The following is a 20,464-nucleotide window of genomic DNA, read 5'->3' as shown; positions in this document are numbered from 1 at the left end:
ACCTTGGACAACCGACTGGCGACCAGGCGCAGCACTTGGTCACCCACATCGTGGCCGTGGGTGTCGTTGAATTTCTTGAAGTGATCCACGTCGGTCATTGCGATCACGTAGTTGCGCCCAAGGCGCTGCATGCGCTCGTTCAACGCGCGGCGCCCAGGTAGCCCGGTCAGTTCGTCACGAAAGGCCATCTGGTAGGCCTCGTGGGATACCGCAGCGGCAATCATCAACATCACCTGGCTGCACATGATGTTCAGGGTGAAGGGCAGGATGAACGTCTTGGGCAGCATCCAGAAGATACCGATCAAGCCGATCAGCTGCGCTGCATGCAACGGCCGCGGCTCGCGCAGGTATTGAACCACCAGCAGCACCAGTACCAGGAAAAACAGCGGGTAAACCATCTGGATCAGGCTCATCCACTTGCCATGCAATGAGGGCCAGCGTATTTCGGCCAACCAGCCCAGCAGCGCCTCGGGAAAGCTCTGCTCCAAGGCCAGTGCCACGCTGCCGACTGCGAACAGCACTGCAAAACGGGCCAGCAGGTCCTGTGCCAGGTGGGTGCGCTCCTGCCAAAGACCGAACAGGCCATATAAGGCTGGCAGCAACAAGCACACCAGGTGGAAAACCACCGCGGCGTCCTCACGCACGCGGCCGTTGTCGCGGTAGTAGTCGGTCTGCGTGTCGAGTAGGAAGTAGGCGATGTATACCGTGACCATCAGAAACAGCTCGCGCTGGCGGCGGTAGACAGCGCAATAGGCACCACCGAGCAGCAGCACCAGCGTGGGAAGCACGTTGAACAATGAAGTGAAGAAAACGCTAAGGTCTCTCACATACGCCGCCGCAAGCCCAGCCAATAATAGAAACAGCGAAGGCAGGAAATGGCTCGCGCGAACAGCATTTAAACGAAACAAGGGCAATCTCCAACCCGGCAGATCAATAATGGCATTGTGCCTTTACTTCATCGGCAGCACACGTGAATAGATGAGTTCCCGGGTGGGTTAACGGCAGCGGCGGCATGCGGCTTGAGCATTTCTTGCCCGAGCGCTTTGGCAAAGCTAAATATCCGGACGAAAAAAACCGCTCACTGGGAGCGGTTTCTTCAAAGCGGAACCTCAAGCAGGCTTAGTAACCCAGCGCGAAGTCCTCTTCTTTCATATCCATCAGGTTGTTGGCGCCAGACAGCATGGAGGCCACATGGGTGCGAGTACGCGGCAGAATGCGCTGGAAGTAGAAGCGTGCGGTCTGCAGCTTGGCGGTGTAGAAGGCCTCTTCGCTAGTGCCGGCAGCCAGCTTTTCGGCGGCCAGGCGGGCGATGTCGGCCCAGAAGTAGGCCAGGCATGCGTAGCCGGAATACATCAGGTAGTCCACCGAAGCGGCACCGACTTCCTCACGGTCCTTCATCGCGGCCATCCCCACTTTCATGGTCAGCTCGCCCCACTCCTTGTTCAGCGCAGCCAATGGCTCGACGAACTCTTTGACCGCGTCATTGCCTTCCTGCGACTGGCAGAACTTGTGCACGATCTTGGTGAAGCCCTTGAGTGCTTCGCCCTGGGTCATCAGCACCTTGCGCCCGAGCAGGTCGAGTGCCTGGATGCCGGTGGTGCCTTCGTACAGCATGGAGATGCGGCTATCGCGCACGTTCTGCTCCATGCCCCACTCAGCAATGAAACCGTGGCCACCGTAAATCTGCACACCATGGTTGGCCGCCTCGAAGCCCACCTCGGTCATGAAAGCCTTGGCGATCGGGGTGAGGAACGCCAGCAAGGCGTCGGCCTTCTTGCGCTCTTCTTCGTCCTGGCTGTACTTGACGATGTCGACCTGCTTGGCAGTGAAGTACACCATCGCGCGGTTACCTTCAGCGAACGCCTTCATGGTCAGCAGCATACGGCGCACGTCAGGGTGGACGATGATCGGGTCTGCGGCTTTTTCCGGTGCTTTAGGGCCGGTCAGGGAACGCATCTGCAGGCGCTCACGGGCATACTTCAGGCCACCCTGGAAGGCTACCTCGGCATGGGCCAGGCCTTGCAGCGCGGTACCCAGGCGTGCAGTGTTCATGAAGGTGAACATGCAGTTCAGGCCTTTATTGGCCGGGCCAATCAGGTAGCCGGTTGCGCCATCGAAGTTCATCACACAGGTAGCATTACCGTGGATGCCCATCTTGTGCTCGATGGAGCCGCAGCTCACACCGTTGCGCTCACCCACCCCGCCCTCTGCGTTAGGCAGGAACTTCGGCACGATGAACAGCGAAATGCCTTTGGTGCCAGCCGGAGCGTCCGGCAGGCGTGCCAGCACGATGTGGACGATGTTGCCGGCCATGTCGTGTTCGCCGGCCGAGATGAAAATCTTGGTGCCGGACACTTTGTAGCTGCCATCGGCCTGAGGCTCGGCCTTGGTCCGCAGCATGCCCAGGTCGGTGCCGCAATGCGGCTCGGTCAGGCACATGGTGCCGGTCCATTCGCCGGACACCAGCTTGGTCAGGTAGGTGTGCTGCTGCTCGGCGGTACCGTGGGCGGAGATGGTGTTCATCGCGCCATGGGACAGGCCTGGGTACATGCCCCACGACCAGTTCGAACCACCGACCATTTCGCTCAGGGCCAGGCCCAACGACTCTGGCAGGCCTTGGCCGCCGTGCTCGACGTCATGGGCCAGGCTTGGCCAGCCACCTTCGACGAATTGCGCGTAGGCTTCCTTGAAGCCGGTCGGGGTCTTAACGCCCGACTCGCTCCAGGTGCAACCTTCCTGATCGCCGACACGGTTCAGCGGCGACAGTACCTGCTCACAGAACTTCGCGCCTTCTTCCAGGATTGCATCGACCATGTCGGGCGTTGCGTCCTGGCAACCCGGCAGGCTCTGATAGTGCGCCTCGTAGCCGAGCAGCTCGTCGCGCACGAAACGAATATCACGCAAGGGGGCTTTGTAATCAGGCATTGCGATGAACCTCTGTGATGAGTTCTGGGGGACCGCTGATACCAACCAGCTCTTGTCGGCTTTCGGTCAAACAGTTGTTTGAAACTTACGTTTAGCACGCCCGGATGTCAAGAAGTGACTATGGTGCCATTTACGCCACGAAAAATGGCTTTTATGCCACTCGATCCAAACCGAGCGTCAATCGGCTGTGCAAGCGGATTGATCCCTGAAGGCGCAAAAGGGAAAACGGCGATGAACGGGTGTGCTAACTCGCAGGCGGGCGATTGTTGAGGTCACCTAAAGCCGCGGGAGCGGCTTTAGCCGCGTAGGCACCCGCAGACTGAAGATGCCCTGGGTATCACGGCATGAAGCCGCGATAGAAAGGAATCAGGCGTAAGTGTCGATAAATCGACCGAGCATTTCGTCGGAGGCCTTGGCCACTTTCACACCCAGTTCGGTTTCGGTCTTGCCGAGGGCCAGTTGTACGGTGCTAGTGGCCAAGTCCATCTGCTGGCTTCGATCCACCCCACGCAGGCGCTCGGCCTGGAAGTCGCTGGACTGGCTGGTGGCAGCGCGCTCGACCGAGCTGCTGGCGATCTGGCCTGCAGCCTGATCGACACGGTTCTGGCCGTTGTAGATAGTATTGAGGCCCGCGTAGTACGCGGTGCTGCCGGTGATTTGCATGGCACGACTCCAATGACACTGGGTGTGAACATGCTCCATTAAAGCAGCCCGAGGGTGAAATGGCTCTTTTAAATAGCTAATGGCCCGGTGCCAGCTCATAGGCCGAGAGTATATGGCCCAGCTTCAATCCAGTAGGTCGAGCTGTAAGTGTTCTGCCACAGCATCGGCGGTAGCCTGCTTGAGTTTCGGCACGCGCCCCAGGCACGGCGCCGGCAAGCGCTCCGCCAGACTGGCCAGGTTTTCCTCCAGGCGCGCGGTCCTTGGCTCGATCACATTGGCTACCCAACCCGCCAGCTGCAGCCCGTCGCGGGCGATCGCCTCGGCACTGAGCAGCGCGTGGTTGATACAACCCAACCGCACGCCCACCACCAGAATCACCGGCAGCTTCAGGGCAATAGCCAGGTCGGACAGATTGGCCTGGTCGGACAATGGCACACGCCAACCGCCTGCACCCTCGACCAGAGTGAAGTCAGCTCCCTGGTCCAGCACATGCCGCATGGCCCTGGCCAAAGCAGCCACCTCCAGCGCAACACCGGCCTCACGGGCAGCCACATGGGGGGCGATGGCCGGCTCGAAGGCAAACGGGTTGACCTGCTGGTAGTCGAGCTTGATCGAGCTTTCATCGATCAGCGCCTGAGCGTCGCTGTTGCGCAAGCCCTTGGCGGTCATTGTGCAACCCGAAGCCACTGGCTTGGCGCCCAGGGTACTCAGCCCTTGCAAGCGCGCCGCATGCAAAAGCCCCGCAGCAATGGTGGTCTTGCCGACATCGGTGTCGGTGCCGGCGATGAAATAGGCCTGGCTCATCTCGGTCCTCTTATGCCTGTGGCTTGCGCATCACACCATAAACCACCTGATAGGTGGCGGGCAGCCCCTGGGGCTGGCGAAACGCTTCATAGGCCTGCATCAGGCCTTGCACACGGGCACGGCCGGTCAGGCCAGAGGGCCGTCCGGGGTTGAGGTTGTGGGCGCCGAGTGCCTTGAGTTCATGGGTCAGGCTACGCACATCCGGGTAGTGCAGCACATGGGCCTGGCGTTGCAGGCTGAGCGGTTCCAGGCCGCTGGCTGCACACAGGTTCTGGTAGTCCTGCAAGCGCCGAAAGCGGTTCACATGCACCATGCCGTCCACCGCCTGCCAGCTGGCACGCAACTCCTCGAGCGTACCGACGCACAGGCTGCTGAAGGCCAGCACACCGCCTGGGCGCAGTACCCGCCGCGCTTCTTCTAGCACCATGGCGAACTGACTGCACCACTGCACCGCCAGGCTGCTGAACACCAGGTCGACGCAGGCATCTCCCAGTGGCAGGCGCTCGGCGTCACCCGCAATCAGGTACTGCGCCCCACCCCGCTCGCCCCGAGCATGGCGCAACATACCTTCGGCGATATCCACCGCCACACCGGTTGCCCGCGCGAAGCGCTCGCCCAGCACTCGGCTGAAATAGCCAGTGCCACTGCCTAGGTCCAGCCAGCGCGACGGCGCCAGGTCTTCAGGCAATTGCGCCAGCAAGCTCACCCCGACAGCCCGCTGCAGGGCAGCGACGCTATCGTAGCTGGCCGCTGCTCGGGAGAACGAAGCCGCTACCTGGCGCTTGTCAGGCAAGGCTCCGGGCAGGGTTGGATGGGAAAGGTCAGTCATCGCCACTCTCATGCAGGAAACTCTTGATGCCCGCCGCCAGTTCCTGGGGATATTCCAGCAAAAAGGCGTGGGAACTCTCTTCGACCAGGCCGACTTCAACGTCCGGCAGCAATTCGCTCAGCGCCTTGGCCGCCTCGGCCGGTACCAGTGCATCGCTGCCAGCGAACAGGTGCAGCTGCGGGCCGCCATAGGCCTGCAAGGCTGCACGGGTATCGAGCTTGGCCAGTACTTCAAGGCCAGTGGCAAGGTACAGAGGGTCGGTGTCCGGTACACCCACTCCCAATTGCCGCAACAGCGTGCGTGGCTGCAGGGCGCCGTCGCTGCACAGCGTACGGAAACGCTTGAGGGTTACCGAGGTGTGGCTGCGACATCCATCGAGGAAGGTGCCGAAGGTGTCCACGGCCATGCCATGGGGCCAATCGGCACGGGCCACGAAACTGGGGTTACTGCCCAAGGTCAGCAAGCCGCAGCAATGGTCGCCACGCTTGCGCGCCAGCTCGCTGGCGAGCATCCCGCCCAGCGACCAGCCACCCAGCCAGGTATCGTTGGGCAGCTTGCGGTCAAGGTAGTCGACCCAGGCCTGCACATCGGCATCTGCCAATTCCGGCAGTGGCATAAGCTCGACTTGCAGGCGCGTGTCCTGGGCCCGCAGGCTGGCGGCGAGGGGTTCTAGGGCGGCGGGGCCCAACCCCCAACCTGGAAGAAGGATCAGACGGTTACGCATCGGCTGCCTCCAGCTGTGGATAACACTCGGCCAATGCATTCAACAATAGCTGCACTTGCGCCTCACTGTGCGCCGCGCTCAAGGTTACCCGCAGCCGAGCGCTGCCGGCCGGCACCGTCGGCGGGCGGATGGCGGTCACCAGCAAACCGCGTTCGCGCAACATGCGTGACAGTTCAACAGCCTTGGCACTGTCACCCACCATGATCGGCTGGATCGGTGTCGGGCTGTCCATCAGTCGCAGGCCAATCTGCTCGGCGCCCAGGCGAAACTTGCGGATCAATGCCGCCAGATGCTCGCGGCGCCAGGTATCACGGCGCAGCAACTGCAGGCTCTTGAGTGTGGCGCAAGCCAGCGCCGGGGGCTGGCTGGTGGTGTAGATGTAGGGCCGGGCGAACTGAACCAGTGTCTCGATCAATTCGTCGCTGCCGGCGACGAAGGCACCGGCGGTGCCGCAGCCCTTGCCGAGGGTACCAATCAACACTGGCACATCGTCGATACCCAGGCCGAAGTGCTCGACGATGCCGCCACCTTGAGCCCCCAGAGTACCTAACCCATGGGCGTCATCGACCATCAACCAGGCACCGGCGGCGCGAGTCACGCCAGCCAGTGCCGGCAAGTCGGCAAGGTCACCGTCCATGCTGAACACACCGTCGGTGACTACAAGCGTGTTGCCGGCAGCCTTGCTCAGTCGGCTGGCCAGGCTGGTTGGGTCGTTGTGCAGGTAACGGCTGAAGCGGGCACCACTGAGCAAGCCGCCGTCCAACAGCGAGGCATGGTTCAGGCGGTCCTGCAGCACGGTGTCGCCCTGCCCCACCAGCGCGGTGATGGCGCCGAGGTTGGCCATGTAGCCTGTGGAAAACAGCAGCGCGCGCGGGCGGCCAGTGAGTTCGGCCAACGCCTCTTCGACGGCATGATGCGGCGTGCTGTGGCCGACCACCAGATGCGAAGCACCGCCACCGACACCCCACTGTTGGGCGCCAGCCTGCCAAGCGGCGATCACCTCAGGGTGGTTGGCCAGCCCCAGATAGTCATTGCTGCAGAAGGCCAGCAAGCGTTGCCCATCGACCACCACTTCCGGCCCCTGTGGGCTCTGCAACAATGGCCGCTGCCGATACAGGTCTGCGGCGCGCCGTTCGGCCAGGCGCGCCGCCAGATCGAAGGCCATTTCAGGCTGACGCGGCGTCGTAGAACAGATCGCTGCTGCGTTGCTCGACCAGCGCCTGCTCGATGGCGGCCTGGTGCACTTCGTCGGCGTGCTCTTCGCGCGCCTCGGGTTCGATGCCCAGGCGAGCAAACAGCTGCATGTCCTTGTCAGCCTGCGGGTTGGCGGTAGTCAGCAGCTTCTCGCCGTAGAAAATCGAGTTGGCGCCAGCCATGAACGCCAGTGCCTGCATTTGCTCGTTCATCTGCTCGCGGCCAGCGGACAGGCGCACGTGCGACTTGGGCATGAGGATACGCGCCACTGCGAGCATGCGAATGAAGTCGAACGGATCGACGTCTTGTTCTTCGGCCAGGGGCGTGCCAGCGACCTTCACCAGCATGTTGATCGGCACCGATTCAGGGTGCTCGGGCAGGTTGGCCAGCTGAATCAGCAAGCCTGCGCGGTCGTCCAGCGACTCACCCATGCCCAGGATGCCGCCCGAACAGATCTTCATCCCAGCCTCACGCACGTAAGCCAAGGTCTGCAGGCGTTCGCTGTAAGTACGGGTAGTAATGATGCTGCCGTAGAACTCCGGCGAGGTATCGAGGTTATGGTTGTAATAGTCCAACCCAGCCTGGGCCAGGGCGGCGGTCTGCTCTTGGTCGAGCTTGCCGAGGGTCATGCAGGTTTCCAGGCCCATGGCCTTCACGCCCTTGACCATTTCCAGCACGTAGGGCATGTCCTTGGCCGACGGATGCTTCCACGCAGCGCCCATGCAAAACCGGGTGGAGCCGATGGCTTTGGCGCGAGCGGCCTCTTCCAGCACCTTCTGCACTTCCATCAGCTTCTGTTTTTCAAGCCCCGTGTTGTAGTGGCCGGACTGCGGACAATATTTGCAATCCTCCGGGCAGGCGCCGGTTTTGATCGACAGCAAGGTCGACACCTGCACACGGTTGGGGTCGAAATGCGCGCGGTGCACGGTTTGCGCCTGGAACAGCAGGTCATTGAACGGCTGCTGGAACAACGCCTTGACCTCAGGCAGTGACCAGTCGTGACGTGTTGTTGCAGTTGTGCTGGCGCTCATCGGCGTTTCCTTGTTTAGGCTGTAGCTGGCGCCGAGGCACAAGTGCCTGCCAGCGCATCACGGATAGCTCGCATACTCATGGAAGCCCTATGAACTGTCAACCTTGGCTAAAGTTGCTGGTCAACAAGTGTATAAATATTAACCACCTTTGTTTACTGTGCAGCGAGCCTGCGCAACAGCGCTACCCGCTGTGCGTACCTTGCGAACAGGAGCTTCCCTGGCTGGAGGAGTACTGCCTGCGCTGCGCGCTGCCCTTGCCGATGGCCAACCTGACCTGCGCTCAGTGCAGCCGCAGGCCACCGCCTTTCGACCAGGTGGTGGCCCCCTGGCATTACGGGTTCCCGCTGGACACGCTGATCAGCCGTTTCAAACACAACAGCCAATGGCCACTTGGCCGGTTGATGGCCGAGTTGCTGGCCATGAACCTGGGCTACCGCTTCGATGAGGGGCTACGCAAACCAAGCCTGCTGTTGCCAGTACCCTTGGCTCGGCGCCGGCTGCGCGAACGGGGCTTCAACCAGGCGGGCATGCTGGGGCGCTGGCTGGCCAAGGCACTGGCTATCGAGTGCGATGAGCGGTTGCTGCTGCGCACGCGGGAAACCCCGGCACAACAGCACCTCGATGCCAAGGCCCGGCGTGGCAACCTGCGCCAGGCTTTCGCCCTGGTCAACGGTACGTCGCTTGAAGGTCAGCATGTCGCAGTGGTCGATGACGTACTGACCACCGGGGCCACAGCCCAGGCCATCGCACAGGTGCTGCGCCAGGCCGGTGCGCGCAGGATCGACGTGTATTGCCTGGCACGCACGGCAAAACCGGGGCAAGCTTGAGGGATAAGTCCATGATAGGCGCCCACATGTCCCTGCCCGCACTCCTCACCCAGCACATCGCCCGTCGCCCGCAGCGCATTGCACTGCTTCAGCACATTGCCGAACAAGGCTCGATCACCCGTGCGGCCAAAGCGGCCGGTATCAGCTACAAAGCTGCCTGGGATGCGATCGATGAACTCAACAATCTGGCCAGCCTGCCGCTGGTCGAGCGCAGCACGGGCGGGCGTGGCGGTGGCGGCGCGCGGCTGTCGAGCGAGGGCGAACGGGTGCTACGCCTCTACCAACGTTTGCAAAGCCTGCAAGCCCAGCTGCTCGAAGCCGCCGAGCAGTCTTCGGACCTCGAGCTGCTCGGGCGCCTGATGTTGCGCACCAGTGCGCGCAACCAGTTGCAGGGGCAGGTCAGCGGCCTGCGCCGTGAAGGGCGACATGACCGAGTCACTCTGGCACTGGGCGGTGCCGTGCAAATCGATGCATTGATCACGCAAGACAGCACTGCACGCCTGGACCTGACCCTTGGTTGCGCCGTGGTGGCATTGCTCAAGGCTGGCTGGGTAACGCTGCTGGACGACAACGACGAGCCTGAAGCTGGCAGCAACTGCCTGTCAGCCACTATCGAACAAGTGCTGGCCGACCCTGAAGGCCCCAGCGAAGTGCGCTTGACCCTGGGCAACGGCCAGACCCTATGTGCCTTCGCCGAGGCCGATTGGCTGGCGCAACGACACTTGCTGGCTGGCCAACCGATACGCGTCCAGTTTCATCCCTCCAGTGTGCTGTTGGGCGTGCCGGCCTGAGTTGGGCGAACTGCCGCCCGCCGGTCTGCGATTTTGCAGCAGCTGTGAATGAACGGGGCCTTGACCGTGGCGACGCAACTGCCGAATGCCAGAGCGCTTGATCGGCAAGGTAAAACAACCCCAAGCAGGGCAAAAATGTCAGGCCCCCGCGCATTCATTACACTGTAGCTTCACTGCACCTCGCGTAGCTCCGGAGCTTTCATGTCGCACCCGTTCGATACCCTCACGCCAGACCTGGTCCTTGATGCCGTGGAAAGCCTTGGCTTTCTCAGCGATGCTCGGGTGCTGGCGCTGAACAGCTACGAAAACCGCGTCTATCAAATAGGCATCGAGGATGCGCAACCGCTGATCGCCAAGTTCTACCGCCCAGGCCGCTGGAGCGATGCAGCGATTCTGGAAGAGCACCAGTTCACTGCCGAGCTGGCAGACTGCGAGGTACCGGTAGTCGCGCCGTTGCAACACGGCGGGCAGACCCTGTTCCAGCACAACGGCTTTCGCTTTACCCTGTTCCCGCGCCGGGGTGGCCACGCACCCGAGCCCGGCAACCTTGACCAGCTTTATCGCCTCGGACAGTTGCTTGGCCGCCTGCATGCGGTGGGCGCTGCACGGCCGTTCGAACACCGCGAGGCTTTGGCTGTGGACAACTTCGGCCATGCCTCGCTGAACACCTTGCTCGACGGCGGTTTCGTTCCCAAGGACCTGTTGCCCGCCTTCGAGTCCGTGGCCCGCGACCTGCTCAAACAGGTCGAAGACATCTATGCGCGCACGCCCCATCAGGTCATTCGACTGCACGGTGACCTGCACCCAGGCAACCTGATGCACCGCGACGAGGTGTACCACGTGGTCGACCTTGATGATTGCCGCATGGGCCCGGCCGTGCAGGACCTGTGGATGATGCTCGCCGGTAGCCGCGAGGAACGGCTTGGGCAGTTGGCCGAGCTGATCGATGGCTACAACGAGTTCCACGACTTCGACCCCCGTGAGCTGGCCCTGATCGAACCGTTACGCGCCCTGCGCCAGCTGCACTACAGCGCCTGGCTGGCCAGGCGCTGGGACGACCCCGCATTCCCGCCCAGCTTCCCGTGGTTCGGCCAGCCGCGATACTGGGGCGACCAGATACTCGCGCTGCGCGAGCAACGGGCAGCACTGGATGAATTACCCCTGAAATTGTTCTAGAAAGGCGCCTGCCTCTGTCTACAATACCCATCGCTTCATTCAGCAAGGATTTGAAATGCACGCTGCAAACCCGCGTCGCGGGTACCTTCTGGGCCTGAGTGCCTACATCATCTGGGGCCTGTTCCCCATCTACTTCAAGGCCATTCAGAGCGTCCCAGCTGTCGAGATCATCGTTCACAGGGTGCTCTGGTCGGCCCTATTCGGTTCACTGTTGCTACTGGCGTGGAAACACCCCGGCTGGTGGCGCGAGCTGCGTGAAAACCCCCGCCGGCTGGCGATTCTGGCCCTGAGCGGTACCTTGATCGCCGCCAACTGGCTGACCTACGTGTGGGCAGTGAACAATGGCCGCATGCTTGAAGCCAGCCTTGGCTACTACATCAACCCTTTGATCAATGTGCTGCTGGGCATGCTGCTGCTCGGCGAGCGCCTGCGCCGCCTGCAATGGCTGGCGGTGATGATGGCGGCAGTGGGCGTCGCACAGCAGGTTTGGCAAGTCGGGAGCCTGCCGTGGGTATCGCTGGCATTGGCACTGACCTTTGGCTTTTACGGCCTGATTCGCAAGCAGGCACCGGTAGCAGCGCTGCCTGGCCTGGTGGTGGAAACCTGGATGCTGGTGCCGTTGGCGCTGGGCTGGTTGCTGTTGCACCCCACGGCGATGAGCGCGCAGGCCACGTTCTACAGCAGTAGCGAGGCCTTATGGCTGATGGCAGCAGGGCCGGTGACCCTGGTGCCGCTGGTCTGCTTCAACGCCGCTGCTCGCCACCTACCCTACACCACACTGGGCTTTTTGCAGTACCTGGCGCCAACCTTGGTACTGCTGCAGGCCGTGCTGCTGTTCGATGAACATTTGTCGCCTAGCACCCTGGTGGCGTTCATCTTCATTTGGGCGGGCTTGGTGATCTACAGCGTCGACGCTTGGATAAATCTACGCAAACGCGCCTGATCAAAAAACGATCTAATCGTTGCAGGCCCCGTAATGCCTGGCCTGCAACAATATCTCCAGAGGTTATCCACACCCTCGTCCCCGCGCTTTGTGCACAACCGCCTGATGCTTGTACGTTTTTTGCTCAATCCTCTAGAGCCTGCGGGAAACCTGGGCTCGCGGGCTGAGCCCCCAGGTTACCCACAGGGCCTTCCCCGTGAAACCGGGATAACTCCACCACTGGGCTTGTGCATATCCGTTCAGTCCTGCGGCCGCAGGGTCAACTCCACCATCAGGTCGTCCGCCAGGCTTTCCAGCTTCTGCTGCAGATCATCCAGCGACAGCGCCAAAGGCAGTGCCAACAGCGCATCGGCATGGAACAGCGGCTCGCTGCTCATCGGTGCCGGGCGCACCTCGGTGGTGAATCGCTCAAGGTTCACCCCCTGCTCGGCCAGCAACCGGGTGATATCGCGCACGATGCCGGGGCGGTCATTACCTACCAGCTCCATGGCGATTGGCTTCCAGGTGCATGAAGGCTCCACGCCGCTTTCAGCGATCAGCACACGAATTTCGTACTGCCCCAGGGCCTGCAGCGCCGCCACCAGCTCATCGTAGATTTCCGCCGGCACCGCCACCCGCAAAATCCCGGCGAACTGGCCGGCCATCCGCAACATACGGCTTTCGAGCCAGTTGCCGTTATGCTCGGCGATGCATTGGGCAACGCGCTCCACCTGCCCGGCCTTGTCCGGGGCAATTACGGTCAACACAAGATGATCCACAAGCCCTACCTCAGCGTCGGGCCGCGCAAGGCGGCGAATATGGGGATCGGACAAGTATAGGCAAGGCGCGGCAACCTGCCGCAGGGCGTTCAACACAAGCAATCGTGTACTGTTTCAAGATTTATCTGGAACAATCTACCTGTTTTTTGCGAACATACGCTCTCCCAGCGTGACCCTACGCGACCAGCTGGTCGCAGAACGGCGCTTTTAGTCTGATTTTGCCTCGCCTACTGCTTCATGTAGTATCCCGTGGCGCGGACTACAAAACGTCGTTTGGATGTCTGCCAAGGCGCCTGTGAAAATACGCACACTGTCTGCCAGCCCGTCTGGCAGGCCGCACCCAGCCGCTCTCGCCACTGGATGAGGGCATGCACTGGACCGTGTTTAGAGAAGCGCTACAGGCTTAATACAGAAGAGCGAAATAGCTGAGCAGAGTGAGGCAAGCAATGACTGGATACGTTCAAGTCGGTGGCCTTCAGGTCGCCAAGGTCCTGTATGACTTCGTCAACAACGAAGCCATCCCAGGGACCGGCATCGTCGCCGAGCAGTTCTGGGCCGGTGCTGAGAAGATCATCAATGACCTCGCTCCAAAGAACAAAGCCCTGCTCGCCAAGCGCGACGAGCTGCAAGCCAAGATCGACGCCTGGCACCAGGCACGCAAAGGCCAGGCACACGACGCCGTAGCCTACAAAGCATTCCTCCAGGAAATCGGCTACCTGCTGCCACAAGCCGACGATTTCCAGGCCACCACCCAGAATGTGGACGAAGAAATCGCCCACATGGCCGGCCCACAGCTGGTCGTGCCGGTGATGAACGCCCGCTTCGCATTGAACGCCGCCAACGCCCGTTGGGGGTCGCTGTATGACGCGCTGTACGGCACCGATGCCATCAGCGATGAAGGCGGCGCCGAAAAAGGCCAGGGCTACAACAAGCTGCGTGGCGATAAAGTCATCGCCTTCGCCCGCGCCTTCCTCGACGAAGCCGCGCCCCTCGCTGCAGGCTCCCATGTCGACTCCACCGGCTACCGCATCGAAGACGGCAAGCTTGTGGTCACCCTCAAGGGTGGCAGCAACAGTGGCTTGCGCGATGATGCGCAACTGATCGGTTTCCATGGCGACGCCAAGGCGCCTACCGCCGTGCTGCTCAAGCACAACGGCCTGCACTTCGAAATCCAGGTCGATGCCAACACCCCAGTCGGCAGTACCGATGCCGCCGGCGTCAAAGACATCCTGATGGAGTCGGCGCTGACCACCATCATGGACTGCGAAGACTCCGTCGCTGCCGTCGATGCCGATGACAAGGTCATCGTCTACCGCAACTGGCTGGGCCTGATGAAAGGCGACCTGGCCGAAAGCGTGAGCAAAGGTGGCAAGACCTTCACCCGCACCATGAACCCGGATCGCGAATACGCCGCCCCCAATGGCGGCAGCGTTACCCTGCACGGCCGTTCACTGCTGTTTGTGCGCAACGTCGGCCACCTGATGACCAACCCGGCGATTCTCGACGGCCAGGGCAACGAAATCCCCGAGGGTATCCAGGACGGCCTGTTCACCAACCTGATCGCCCTGCACAACCTCAACGGCAACACCAGCCGCAAGAACACCCGCACTGGCAGCGTCTACATCGTCAAACCGAAAATGCACGGCCCTGAAGAAGTCGCCTTCGCCGCAGAAATCTTCAGCCGTGTCGAAGACCTGCTGGGCATGCCGCGCAACACCGTCAAAGTCGGCATCATGGACGAGGAGCGCCGTACCACGGTCAACCTCAAATCCTGCATCAAGGCAGCCGCCGAGCGCGTGGTGTTCATCAACACCGGCTTCCTCGACCGCACCGGCGACGAAATCCACACCTCAATGGAAGCCGGCGCCGTGGTACGCAAAGGCGCCATGAAGAACGAGAAGTGGATTGGCGCCTACGAGAACAACAACGTCGACGTTGGCCTGGCCACTGGGTTACAAGGCCGTGCGCAAATCGGCAAAGGCATGTGGGCCATGCCCGACCTGATGGCCGCCATGCTCGAGCAGAAGATCGCTCACCCGCTCGCTGGGGCCAATACCGCCTGGGTACCTTCGCCAACCGCAGCCACCCTGCACGCCTTGCACTACCACAAGGTCGATGTGCAGGCGCGTCAACGGGAGCTGGCTTCGCGCAGCCCGGCGTCGGTGGATGACATCCTGACCATCCCGCTGGCAGCCGATACCAATTGGTCGGCCGAAGAAATCCGCAACGAGCTGGACAACAACGCCCAGGGCATCCTTGGCTATGTCGTGCGCTGGATCGATCAGGGCGTGGGTTGCTCGAAGGTGCCGGACATCAACGATGTCGGCCTGATGGAAGACCGCGCCACGCTGCGTATTTCGGCCCAGTTGCTGGCCAACTGGCTGCGCCATGGCGTGGTAACCCAGGAGCAAGTGCTGGAAAGCCTCAAGCGCATGGCTGCGGTGGTCGACAAGCAGAACGCCGGCGACGCCCTGTACCGTCCGATGGCGCCGAACTTCGACGACAACGTCGCGTTCCAAGCCGCTGTCGAGCTGGTAATCGAGGGTGCCAAGCAGCCTAACGGTTACACCGAGCCGGTGCTGCACCGTCGTCGCCGCGAGTTCAAAGCACGTAACGGGCTGTAAGCGGGTTGGTTAGAAGGGCCGCAATGCGGCCCTTTTTGCTGCGTCACTCAAGCTTGAGTTCTTTCTTCACCAACCCCAGCAATTTCCCCAAATCCACTGGTTTCAACAAAAAGTCCACTACACCCAGGTGCATCACGTCGACCGCCTCTTTTACATCGGTGTCGCCCGACACCACGATGATCGACAGCGCCGCCCGCTCCGACTCACGTACCTGGCGGATTAACTCCAGCCCATCACTGGGTTGCATGCGCAGGTCAGTGATCATCAGCGCGATACGCGGCTCGTAATGCAGCTTGAGCATCGCTTCCTGGGCGCCGTCAGCCGTCATGCACTCGATGCCCCGGCTTTTGAGGTACAACTTCAGCGCTTCGCTGTTGACCGCGTTGTCATCGACGATAAGCACCACCGGACTGGCCGCTACCGGCGCACTCACCACGGCCAATGCCTCTCGTTCGGCGTCGCTCAGGATGTCGTCATGCTCAACCATGGTCGTCTCGTCAAAAAAATCCCGCTCAATCGTTAGGACCGCAAAAACCGCGTAACTAGGCTCGCCTTTCGTCGGCGTTTTGACACACACTGCTCACTAGACTTACGTCCAATGGGCACCGCAACGCTGCGAGCCGACCATGGGGGCCAAGAACAACAAGGTCGGCACCTATATATAGATATATATAGTCCGGCGCAGCGATACGGTCAGCGTCATGAGTAAAAAGGATGCCTACAGCCAGGCGGGTAGAACGGCAGTACTGCAGAATATCCAAGGCACCTTGCAGTTCCTGCAGCGTTTCCCACCCTTCAATCAGATGGAGCAGAGCCACCTGGCGTTTCTGGTGGAACAATGCCAGCTGCGCTTCTATGCCAGCGGCGAAAGCATCATCAAACCGGCCGACGGCCCCGTCGAGCATTTCTATATCGTCAAACAAGGGCGTGTGGTTGGCGAGCGCCAGCACCTGGTCAAGCCCGGAGTGGAAACCACCTTCGAAATTACCAGCGGCGAATGTTTCCCCCTGGCGGCGCTACTGGGCGAGCGAGCGACGCGTACCGAACACCTGGCAGGTGAAGACACCTTTTGCCTGCAACTGAACAAGGCTGCGTTCATTCGCGTGTTCTCGATGTCGGAGGTGTTTCGCGATTTTGCCCTGCGCGGCGTCAGCAGCCTGCTCGATCAGGTCAACCAGCAAGTGCGCCAGCGCGCCGTGCAAACACTCGGCACCCAGTACTCGCTCAATACCCCCCTTGGCGAACTGGCCATGCGTCACCCAGTGGTGTGCACCCCTGGTACGCCGCTGAGCGAGGCCGTGCGGCTGATGCATGAACAGCAGGTGGGCAGCATCGTGGTGGTCGACCAAGCGCGTTATCCCGTGGGCATTTTCACCCTGCGTGACCTGCGCCAGGTGGTAGCCGCCGCCGATGCCGAGCTGGGCGTACCGATCGAGCGGCACATGACGGCCAAGCCGTTTTTCCTGAGCCCCAAGGCCAGCGCCTTCGATGGCGCCATGGCAATGACCGAACGGCACATCGCGCACGTCTGCCTGGTCGAGAACGGCCGCCTGTGCGGGGTGGTGTCGGAGCGCGACTTGTTCTCCCTGCAGCGGGTCGACCTGGTGCATCTGGCGCGTACCATCCGCCATGCGCCGCGCCTTGATGCGCTGATACAGCTGCGCGGCGATATAGGCCAACTGGTCGAGCGCATGCTCGCCCACGGCGCCTCATCCACCCAGATCACCCAGATCATCACCCTGCTCAACGACCACACGGTGTGCCGGGTGATCGAGCTGGCCATTGCCGAGCGCGGCGACCCCGGTGTGCCGTTCAGCTGGCTGTGCTTCGGCAGCGAAGGGCGCCGCGAGCAGACCCTGCACACTGACCAGGACAACGGCATTCTCTTCGAAGCTACTGACGACAATGAAGCCGACACCCTTCGCGCACGCCTGTTGCCTTTGGCGCAGTACATCAACCAGTGCCTGGCCCAGTGCGGCTTCACCCTGTGCAAGGGCAACGTCATGGCCGGCAACGCAGAGCTGTGCCTGTCGCGCATGCAGTGGGCACGGCGCTTCGCTGGCTTCGTGCGCGAGGCCAGCCCGCAAAACCTGCTGGAATCGAGCATCTACTTCGACCTGCGCGTGGTCTGGGGCGATGAGCAAGGCGCTGAACAACTGCGCCGGCAACTACTGGATCAGGTGGCAGAGAACCGTATATTCCAGCGCATGCTGGCCGATAACGCGCTGCGCCAGCGCCCCCCGGTGGGCCGCCTTCGCGAGTTCGTACTGACCCGTCAGGGCAACGACAAAGCCGCCACCCTGGACCTCAAGGTGCAAGGCCTGACACCGTTCGTCGATGGCGCTCGCCTGCTAGCCCTGGCCAATGGCATTGGCACCTGCAATACAGTGGAGCGTCTTCGCCAGTTGGTTGCCAGCGGTGTGATCGACGCCCTCGACGGCGCCGCTTACGAAGAGGCCTACCATTTCATTCAACAAACTCGCATGCAGCAACACCAACGCCAGAGCCGCGACAACCTGCCCTACTCCAACCGCCTCGATCCAGACAGCCTCAACCACCTGGACCGGCGCATCCTGCGCGAATCCCTGCGCCAGGCCCAACGCCTGCAGAGCAGCCTGGCCTTGCGGTATCAGTTATGAGCCTGTTCACCTGGTTGCGCCCCGCCGCGCCCATGCTCGATGAGGCCCTGCGCCAGCGCCTGGCACGGCTGCCCAAAGCCAAGCCACTGGGGGTCTGCACGCTGCGCGAGCAACGTTGGGTGGTGCTCGACCTTGAGACCAGCGGCCTGAACACCAATCGTGACCAGGTGCTGTCGATCGGCGCCGTGGCCATCGACGACGGGGCCATCGATTTTGCCCAGCAGTTCGAGCGCACCCTGCACCGCCCTGAGCAGAAAACCAACGCCAGCGTGCTGATCCACGGCTTGGGGCCAAGTGCCCTGGCCGCTGGTTGCGACCCTGCCGAAGCCTTGCTCGATCTGCTGGAGTTCATCGGCGACAGCCCAGTGCTGGCATTCCATGCGCCATTCGATCAGCGCATGCTGGCGCGTGCGCTACGGGAAAGCCTGGGCTATCGCTTGCAATTGCCGTTTCTCGACGTAGCGGAACTGGCACCGATGCTCAACCCCGATACCGTTATGCGCGAGGCAGGGCTGGACGACTGGGTGTCGCGCTTTGGCCTGCAGGTGGACGAGCGCCACCATGCCAGCGCCGACGCGCAGGTCACAGCGGAGCTTGCGCTGATCCTTCTCAGCCAGGCCCGTCGCCAGCAGCTCGACAGCCCCGTGCAGCTGGAACAGCGGCTTGCTGGCTGGAGGCGTCGCAAAGCCAACATTCATGGCATGTGAAGGGCCATAGCTCTGTGTCGGCCTGTGCGCGGTCAAACCCTGCCCACAAGCATGCATCAACCTCCAGTCCTGCGCTGTCTACTTGGCAGTGGGTTCGCCCGCCAATGGCCCAGCACAGACGGACCTGTAAACCAATGATGGCAATCCGATAAGCGTCCATTGCACCCCACCCATCGCCTCTGCAACAATCGCGAATAATTATCGTTAGTTAATGCATTCGTTCCGGGGGACGCTGCATGCCACCTGCCCACAGCCCACACACCGAGCTGATTGGATCGCTGTATCGCGATCACCGCGGCTGGCTGCTTGCATGGCTGCAGCGCAACCTGGCTTGCCGTCAACGGGCCGAAGACCTGAGCCAGGATACGTTCGTGCGCCTGCTCGGTCGCGAACAACTGCAAACCCCGCGCGAGCCGAGGGCGTTTCTCGCCGCTGTGGCCAAGGGCCTGATGTTCGACCATTTCCGCCGCGCAGCGCTGGAGCAGGCTTACCTGTCGGAGCTTGCGCAGTTACCCGAGGCCGAACAGCCGTCCCCGGAACTGCAGCATCTGATTCTCGAAGACCTCAAAGCCATCGACCGTCTGCTTGGCAAGCTGTCGAGCAAAGCTCGCGCGGCATTCTTGCACAATCGCCTGGATGGCATGGCCCATGCCGAAATTGCCGAGCGCCTGGGTGTGTCGGTATCGCGCGTGCGCCAGTACATCGCCCAAGGTATGCGCCAGTGCTATGTGGCCCTGTATGGGGAGCCCACGTGAACAACGCACCGGTTTCATCCCAAGTACTGGAAGCCGCCATCGCCTGGAAAATGCGCCTGGACAACGCCAGTGGCACACAAGACCTGCCCTGCGCGTTCATCCGCTGGCATGCCGCAAGCGAGGAGCACGCCCGCGCCTGGCGGCAACTGGGCGCCATGGACCAGCGCGTCAGCGCAGCCGCAGGCCCGGCGCGTCAGGCGCTGATACAGTCACGTGCCGGGCTGCGTCGGCGCATCGGCACGGTCGGCAGTGGGCTGGCCGGGATGGTTCTGCTCGGCGCGTTACTGGCATGGGTCGGCATCCCGTCATTGGCGCCCAGTTACTGGCTGGCCGACCAGCGTACCGCCACAGGCGAGGTACGTACCTTGCGCCTGGCGGACGGTACGCTGCTGAGCCTGAACAGTCACAGCGCGGTCGATATCGACTACCACGGCGAGCAACGCCTGATCGTGTTGCATCAAGGCGAAATTTCGGTCGAAACCGGCCATGGCGACCCGCGCCCGCTGTTGGTGCGTACTGAGCATGGTCGCCTGCGGCCACTGGGCACACGCTTCCTGGTGCGCCGTGAAGCCGCTGGCACGCGCCTGGAGGTACTGCAGGCATCGGTGGCTGCCATGGCGCGCAATAGCGGCGATGAACAGGTGCTCAACGCTGGCCAGCAAGTACTGATGGGCAAGGATGGCTTGGGCCGCGTAAGCCCAGTGCCCGCGGGGGCCGATGCCTGGACCCGTGGCATGCTGGTGGTGGATAACGTACGGCTGGCCGAGCTGGTCGAACAGCTTGGCCGTTATCGCAGCGGCCACCTGGGGGTGGCCGAAGAAGTGGCAGACCTGCGCGTGACCGGCAGTTTCCCGCTGGCCGATACCGACCTGGCGCTGGCCTCCCTGCTGCCGGCGCTGCCGGTGAGGATCGAGCGGCACACGCCTTGGTGGGTGAAGATCGTGCCCAAGTGAACAAGCGAACCGGTAAGGGTTAGTTCGCGTCAACCCGCCGCCCCGCAGAGCATCGCAGTATGGGGTGAATGCCCTGCCTGCCAGTGTCAACCTCATCGCGGGTGAACCCGCTCCGAGCAAA

The 20,464-nt window shown here is 62.1% G+C and carries 19 protein-coding genes; 9 read left to right on the top strand and 10 right to left on the bottom strand.

The window, feature by feature from the left end:
• The 8 genes from J5M56_RS20830 to bioB form a co-directional block, all read right to left on the bottom strand.
• Positions 1-908: GGDEF domain-containing protein (locus J5M56_RS20830; RefSeq protein WP_207937684.1), on the bottom strand; the 908-nt coding region annotated here is incomplete at its 3' end.
• Positions 909-1,119: 211 nt separating this feature from the next.
• Positions 1,120-2,925 (bottom strand): phenylacyl-CoA dehydrogenase, encoded by a 1,806-nt coding sequence (locus J5M56_RS20825; RefSeq protein WP_207937683.1) that lies wholly within the window; start codon positions 2,923-2,925, stop codon positions 1,120-1,122.
• A gap of 366 nt (positions 2,926-3,291) precedes the next feature.
• Positions 3,292-3,588, bottom strand: coding sequence for a pyrroloquinoline quinone biosynthesis protein PqqE (locus J5M56_RS20820; RefSeq protein ID WP_186478619.1), 297 nt, complete (start codon positions 3,586-3,588; stop codon positions 3,292-3,294).
• Positions 3,589-3,711: 123 nt separating this feature from the next.
• Positions 3,712-4,392 (bottom strand): dethiobiotin synthase, encoded by a 681-nt coding sequence (bioD, locus tag J5M56_RS20815; RefSeq protein ID WP_207937682.1) that lies wholly within the window; start codon positions 4,390-4,392, stop codon positions 3,712-3,714.
• A 10-nt stretch (positions 4,393-4,402) separates the two neighbouring features.
• On the bottom strand, positions 4,403-5,221 hold the full coding sequence (bioC, locus tag J5M56_RS20810) for a malonyl-ACP O-methyltransferase BioC (RefSeq protein WP_186478617.1): 819 nt from the start codon (positions 5,219-5,221) through the stop codon (positions 4,403-4,405).
• Positions 5,214-5,945 carry an alpha/beta fold hydrolase gene (locus tag J5M56_RS20805; RefSeq protein WP_186478616.1) on the bottom strand — a complete coding sequence of 244 codons (732 nt, stop codon included), beginning with the start codon at positions 5,943-5,945 and terminating at the stop codon, positions 5,214-5,216. The genes bioC and J5M56_RS20805 overlap by 8 nt, the downstream gene beginning before the upstream one ends.
• Positions 5,938-7,110 (bottom strand): 8-amino-7-oxononanoate synthase, encoded by a 1,173-nt coding sequence (gene bioF, locus J5M56_RS20800; RefSeq protein WP_060477435.1) that lies wholly within the window; start codon positions 7,108-7,110, stop codon positions 5,938-5,940. The genes J5M56_RS20805 and bioF overlap by 8 nt, the downstream gene beginning before the upstream one ends.
• A gap of 1 nt (position 7,111) precedes the next feature.
• Positions 7,112-8,170 carry a biotin synthase BioB gene (gene bioB, locus J5M56_RS20795; RefSeq protein ID WP_186478615.1) on the bottom strand — a complete coding sequence of 353 codons (1,059 nt, stop codon included), beginning with the start codon at positions 8,168-8,170 and terminating at the stop codon, positions 7,112-7,114.
• 89 nt (positions 8,171-8,259) lie between these two features.
• Here bioB and J5M56_RS20790 point away from each other — a divergent pair, with 89 nt between their 5' ends.
• From J5M56_RS20790 to rarD, 4 genes are all read left to right on the top strand, one after another.
• Positions 8,260-8,997 (top strand): ComF family protein, encoded by a 738-nt coding sequence (locus J5M56_RS20790; RefSeq protein WP_207937681.1) that lies wholly within the window; start codon positions 8,260-8,262, stop codon positions 8,995-8,997.
• A gap of 26 nt (positions 8,998-9,023) precedes the next feature.
• The gene (locus tag J5M56_RS20785; protein WP_186478613.1) at positions 9,024-9,788 is read left to right on the top strand and encodes a TOBE domain-containing protein; all 765 of its coding nucleotides are present in this window, start codon (positions 9,024-9,026) and stop codon (positions 9,786-9,788) included.
• A gap of 201 nt (positions 9,789-9,989) precedes the next feature.
• Entirely contained in the window at positions 9,990-10,964 is a 975-nt protein-coding gene (locus J5M56_RS20780) for a serine/threonine protein kinase (RefSeq protein ID WP_207937680.1), read from the top strand.
• Between the two features lie 55 nt (positions 10,965-11,019).
• Complete coding sequence (gene rarD, locus J5M56_RS20775; RefSeq protein ID WP_207937679.1) at positions 11,020-11,907, top strand: EamA family transporter RarD; 888 nt, start codon at positions 11,020-11,022, stop codon at positions 11,905-11,907.
• A 239-nt stretch (positions 11,908-12,146) separates the two neighbouring features.
• Here rarD and J5M56_RS20770 read toward each other — a convergent pair whose 3' ends face one another.
• Complete coding sequence (locus J5M56_RS20770) at positions 12,147-12,665, bottom strand: ACT domain-containing protein (RefSeq protein ID WP_207937678.1); 519 nt, start codon at positions 12,663-12,665, stop codon at positions 12,147-12,149.
• Between the two features lie 446 nt (positions 12,666-13,111).
• Between J5M56_RS20770 and J5M56_RS20765 the strand changes: the two genes are divergently transcribed.
• On the top strand, positions 13,112-15,289 hold the full coding sequence (locus J5M56_RS20765; protein WP_207937677.1) for a malate synthase G: 2,178 nt from the start codon (positions 13,112-13,114) through the stop codon (positions 15,287-15,289).
• A gap of 43 nt (positions 15,290-15,332) precedes the next feature.
• On the opposite strand, the gene J5M56_RS20760 is transcribed toward J5M56_RS20765, so the two are convergent.
• Complete coding sequence (locus tag J5M56_RS20760) at positions 15,333-15,776, bottom strand: response regulator (protein WP_060477427.1); 444 nt, start codon at positions 15,774-15,776, stop codon at positions 15,333-15,335.
• Between the two features lie 214 nt (positions 15,777-15,990).
• Between J5M56_RS20760 and J5M56_RS20755 the strand changes: the two genes are divergently transcribed.
• The 4 genes from J5M56_RS20755 (at position 15,991) to J5M56_RS20740 (ending at position 20,343) form a co-directional block, all read left to right on the top strand.
• Positions 15,991-17,928, top strand: a complete 1,938-nt coding sequence (locus J5M56_RS20755; protein WP_207937676.1) for a putative nucleotidyltransferase substrate binding domain-containing protein — start codon at positions 15,991-15,993, stop codon at positions 17,926-17,928.
• On the top strand, positions 17,925-18,635 hold the full coding sequence (locus J5M56_RS20750) for a 3'-5' exonuclease (RefSeq protein WP_207937675.1): 711 nt from the start codon (positions 17,925-17,927) through the stop codon (positions 18,633-18,635). The genes J5M56_RS20755 and J5M56_RS20750 overlap by 4 nt, the downstream gene beginning before the upstream one ends.
• A 236-nt stretch (positions 18,636-18,871) precedes the next feature.
• Positions 18,872-19,390: an RNA polymerase sigma factor gene (locus J5M56_RS20745; RefSeq protein ID WP_186478607.1), complete on the top strand. Its 519-nt coding sequence runs from the start codon at positions 18,872-18,874 to the stop codon at positions 19,388-19,390.
• Positions 19,387-20,343, top strand: a complete 957-nt coding sequence (locus tag J5M56_RS20740; protein WP_207937674.1) for a FecR family protein — start codon at positions 19,387-19,389, stop codon at positions 20,341-20,343. Before J5M56_RS20745 ends, J5M56_RS20740 begins: the two co-directional genes overlap by 4 nt.
• Positions 20,344-20,464 lie beyond the last annotated feature (121 nt).

The sequence above is a fragment of the Pseudomonas sp. 51_B genome, from assembly GCF_017491595.1.
Classification (GTDB): Bacteria; Pseudomonadota; Gammaproteobacteria; order Pseudomonadales; family Pseudomonadaceae; genus Aquipseudomonas; species Aquipseudomonas promysalinigenes.
The sequence above is the reverse complement of the archived record's forward strand: the minus strand, read 5'-3'. Positions and strand labels throughout refer to the sequence as shown.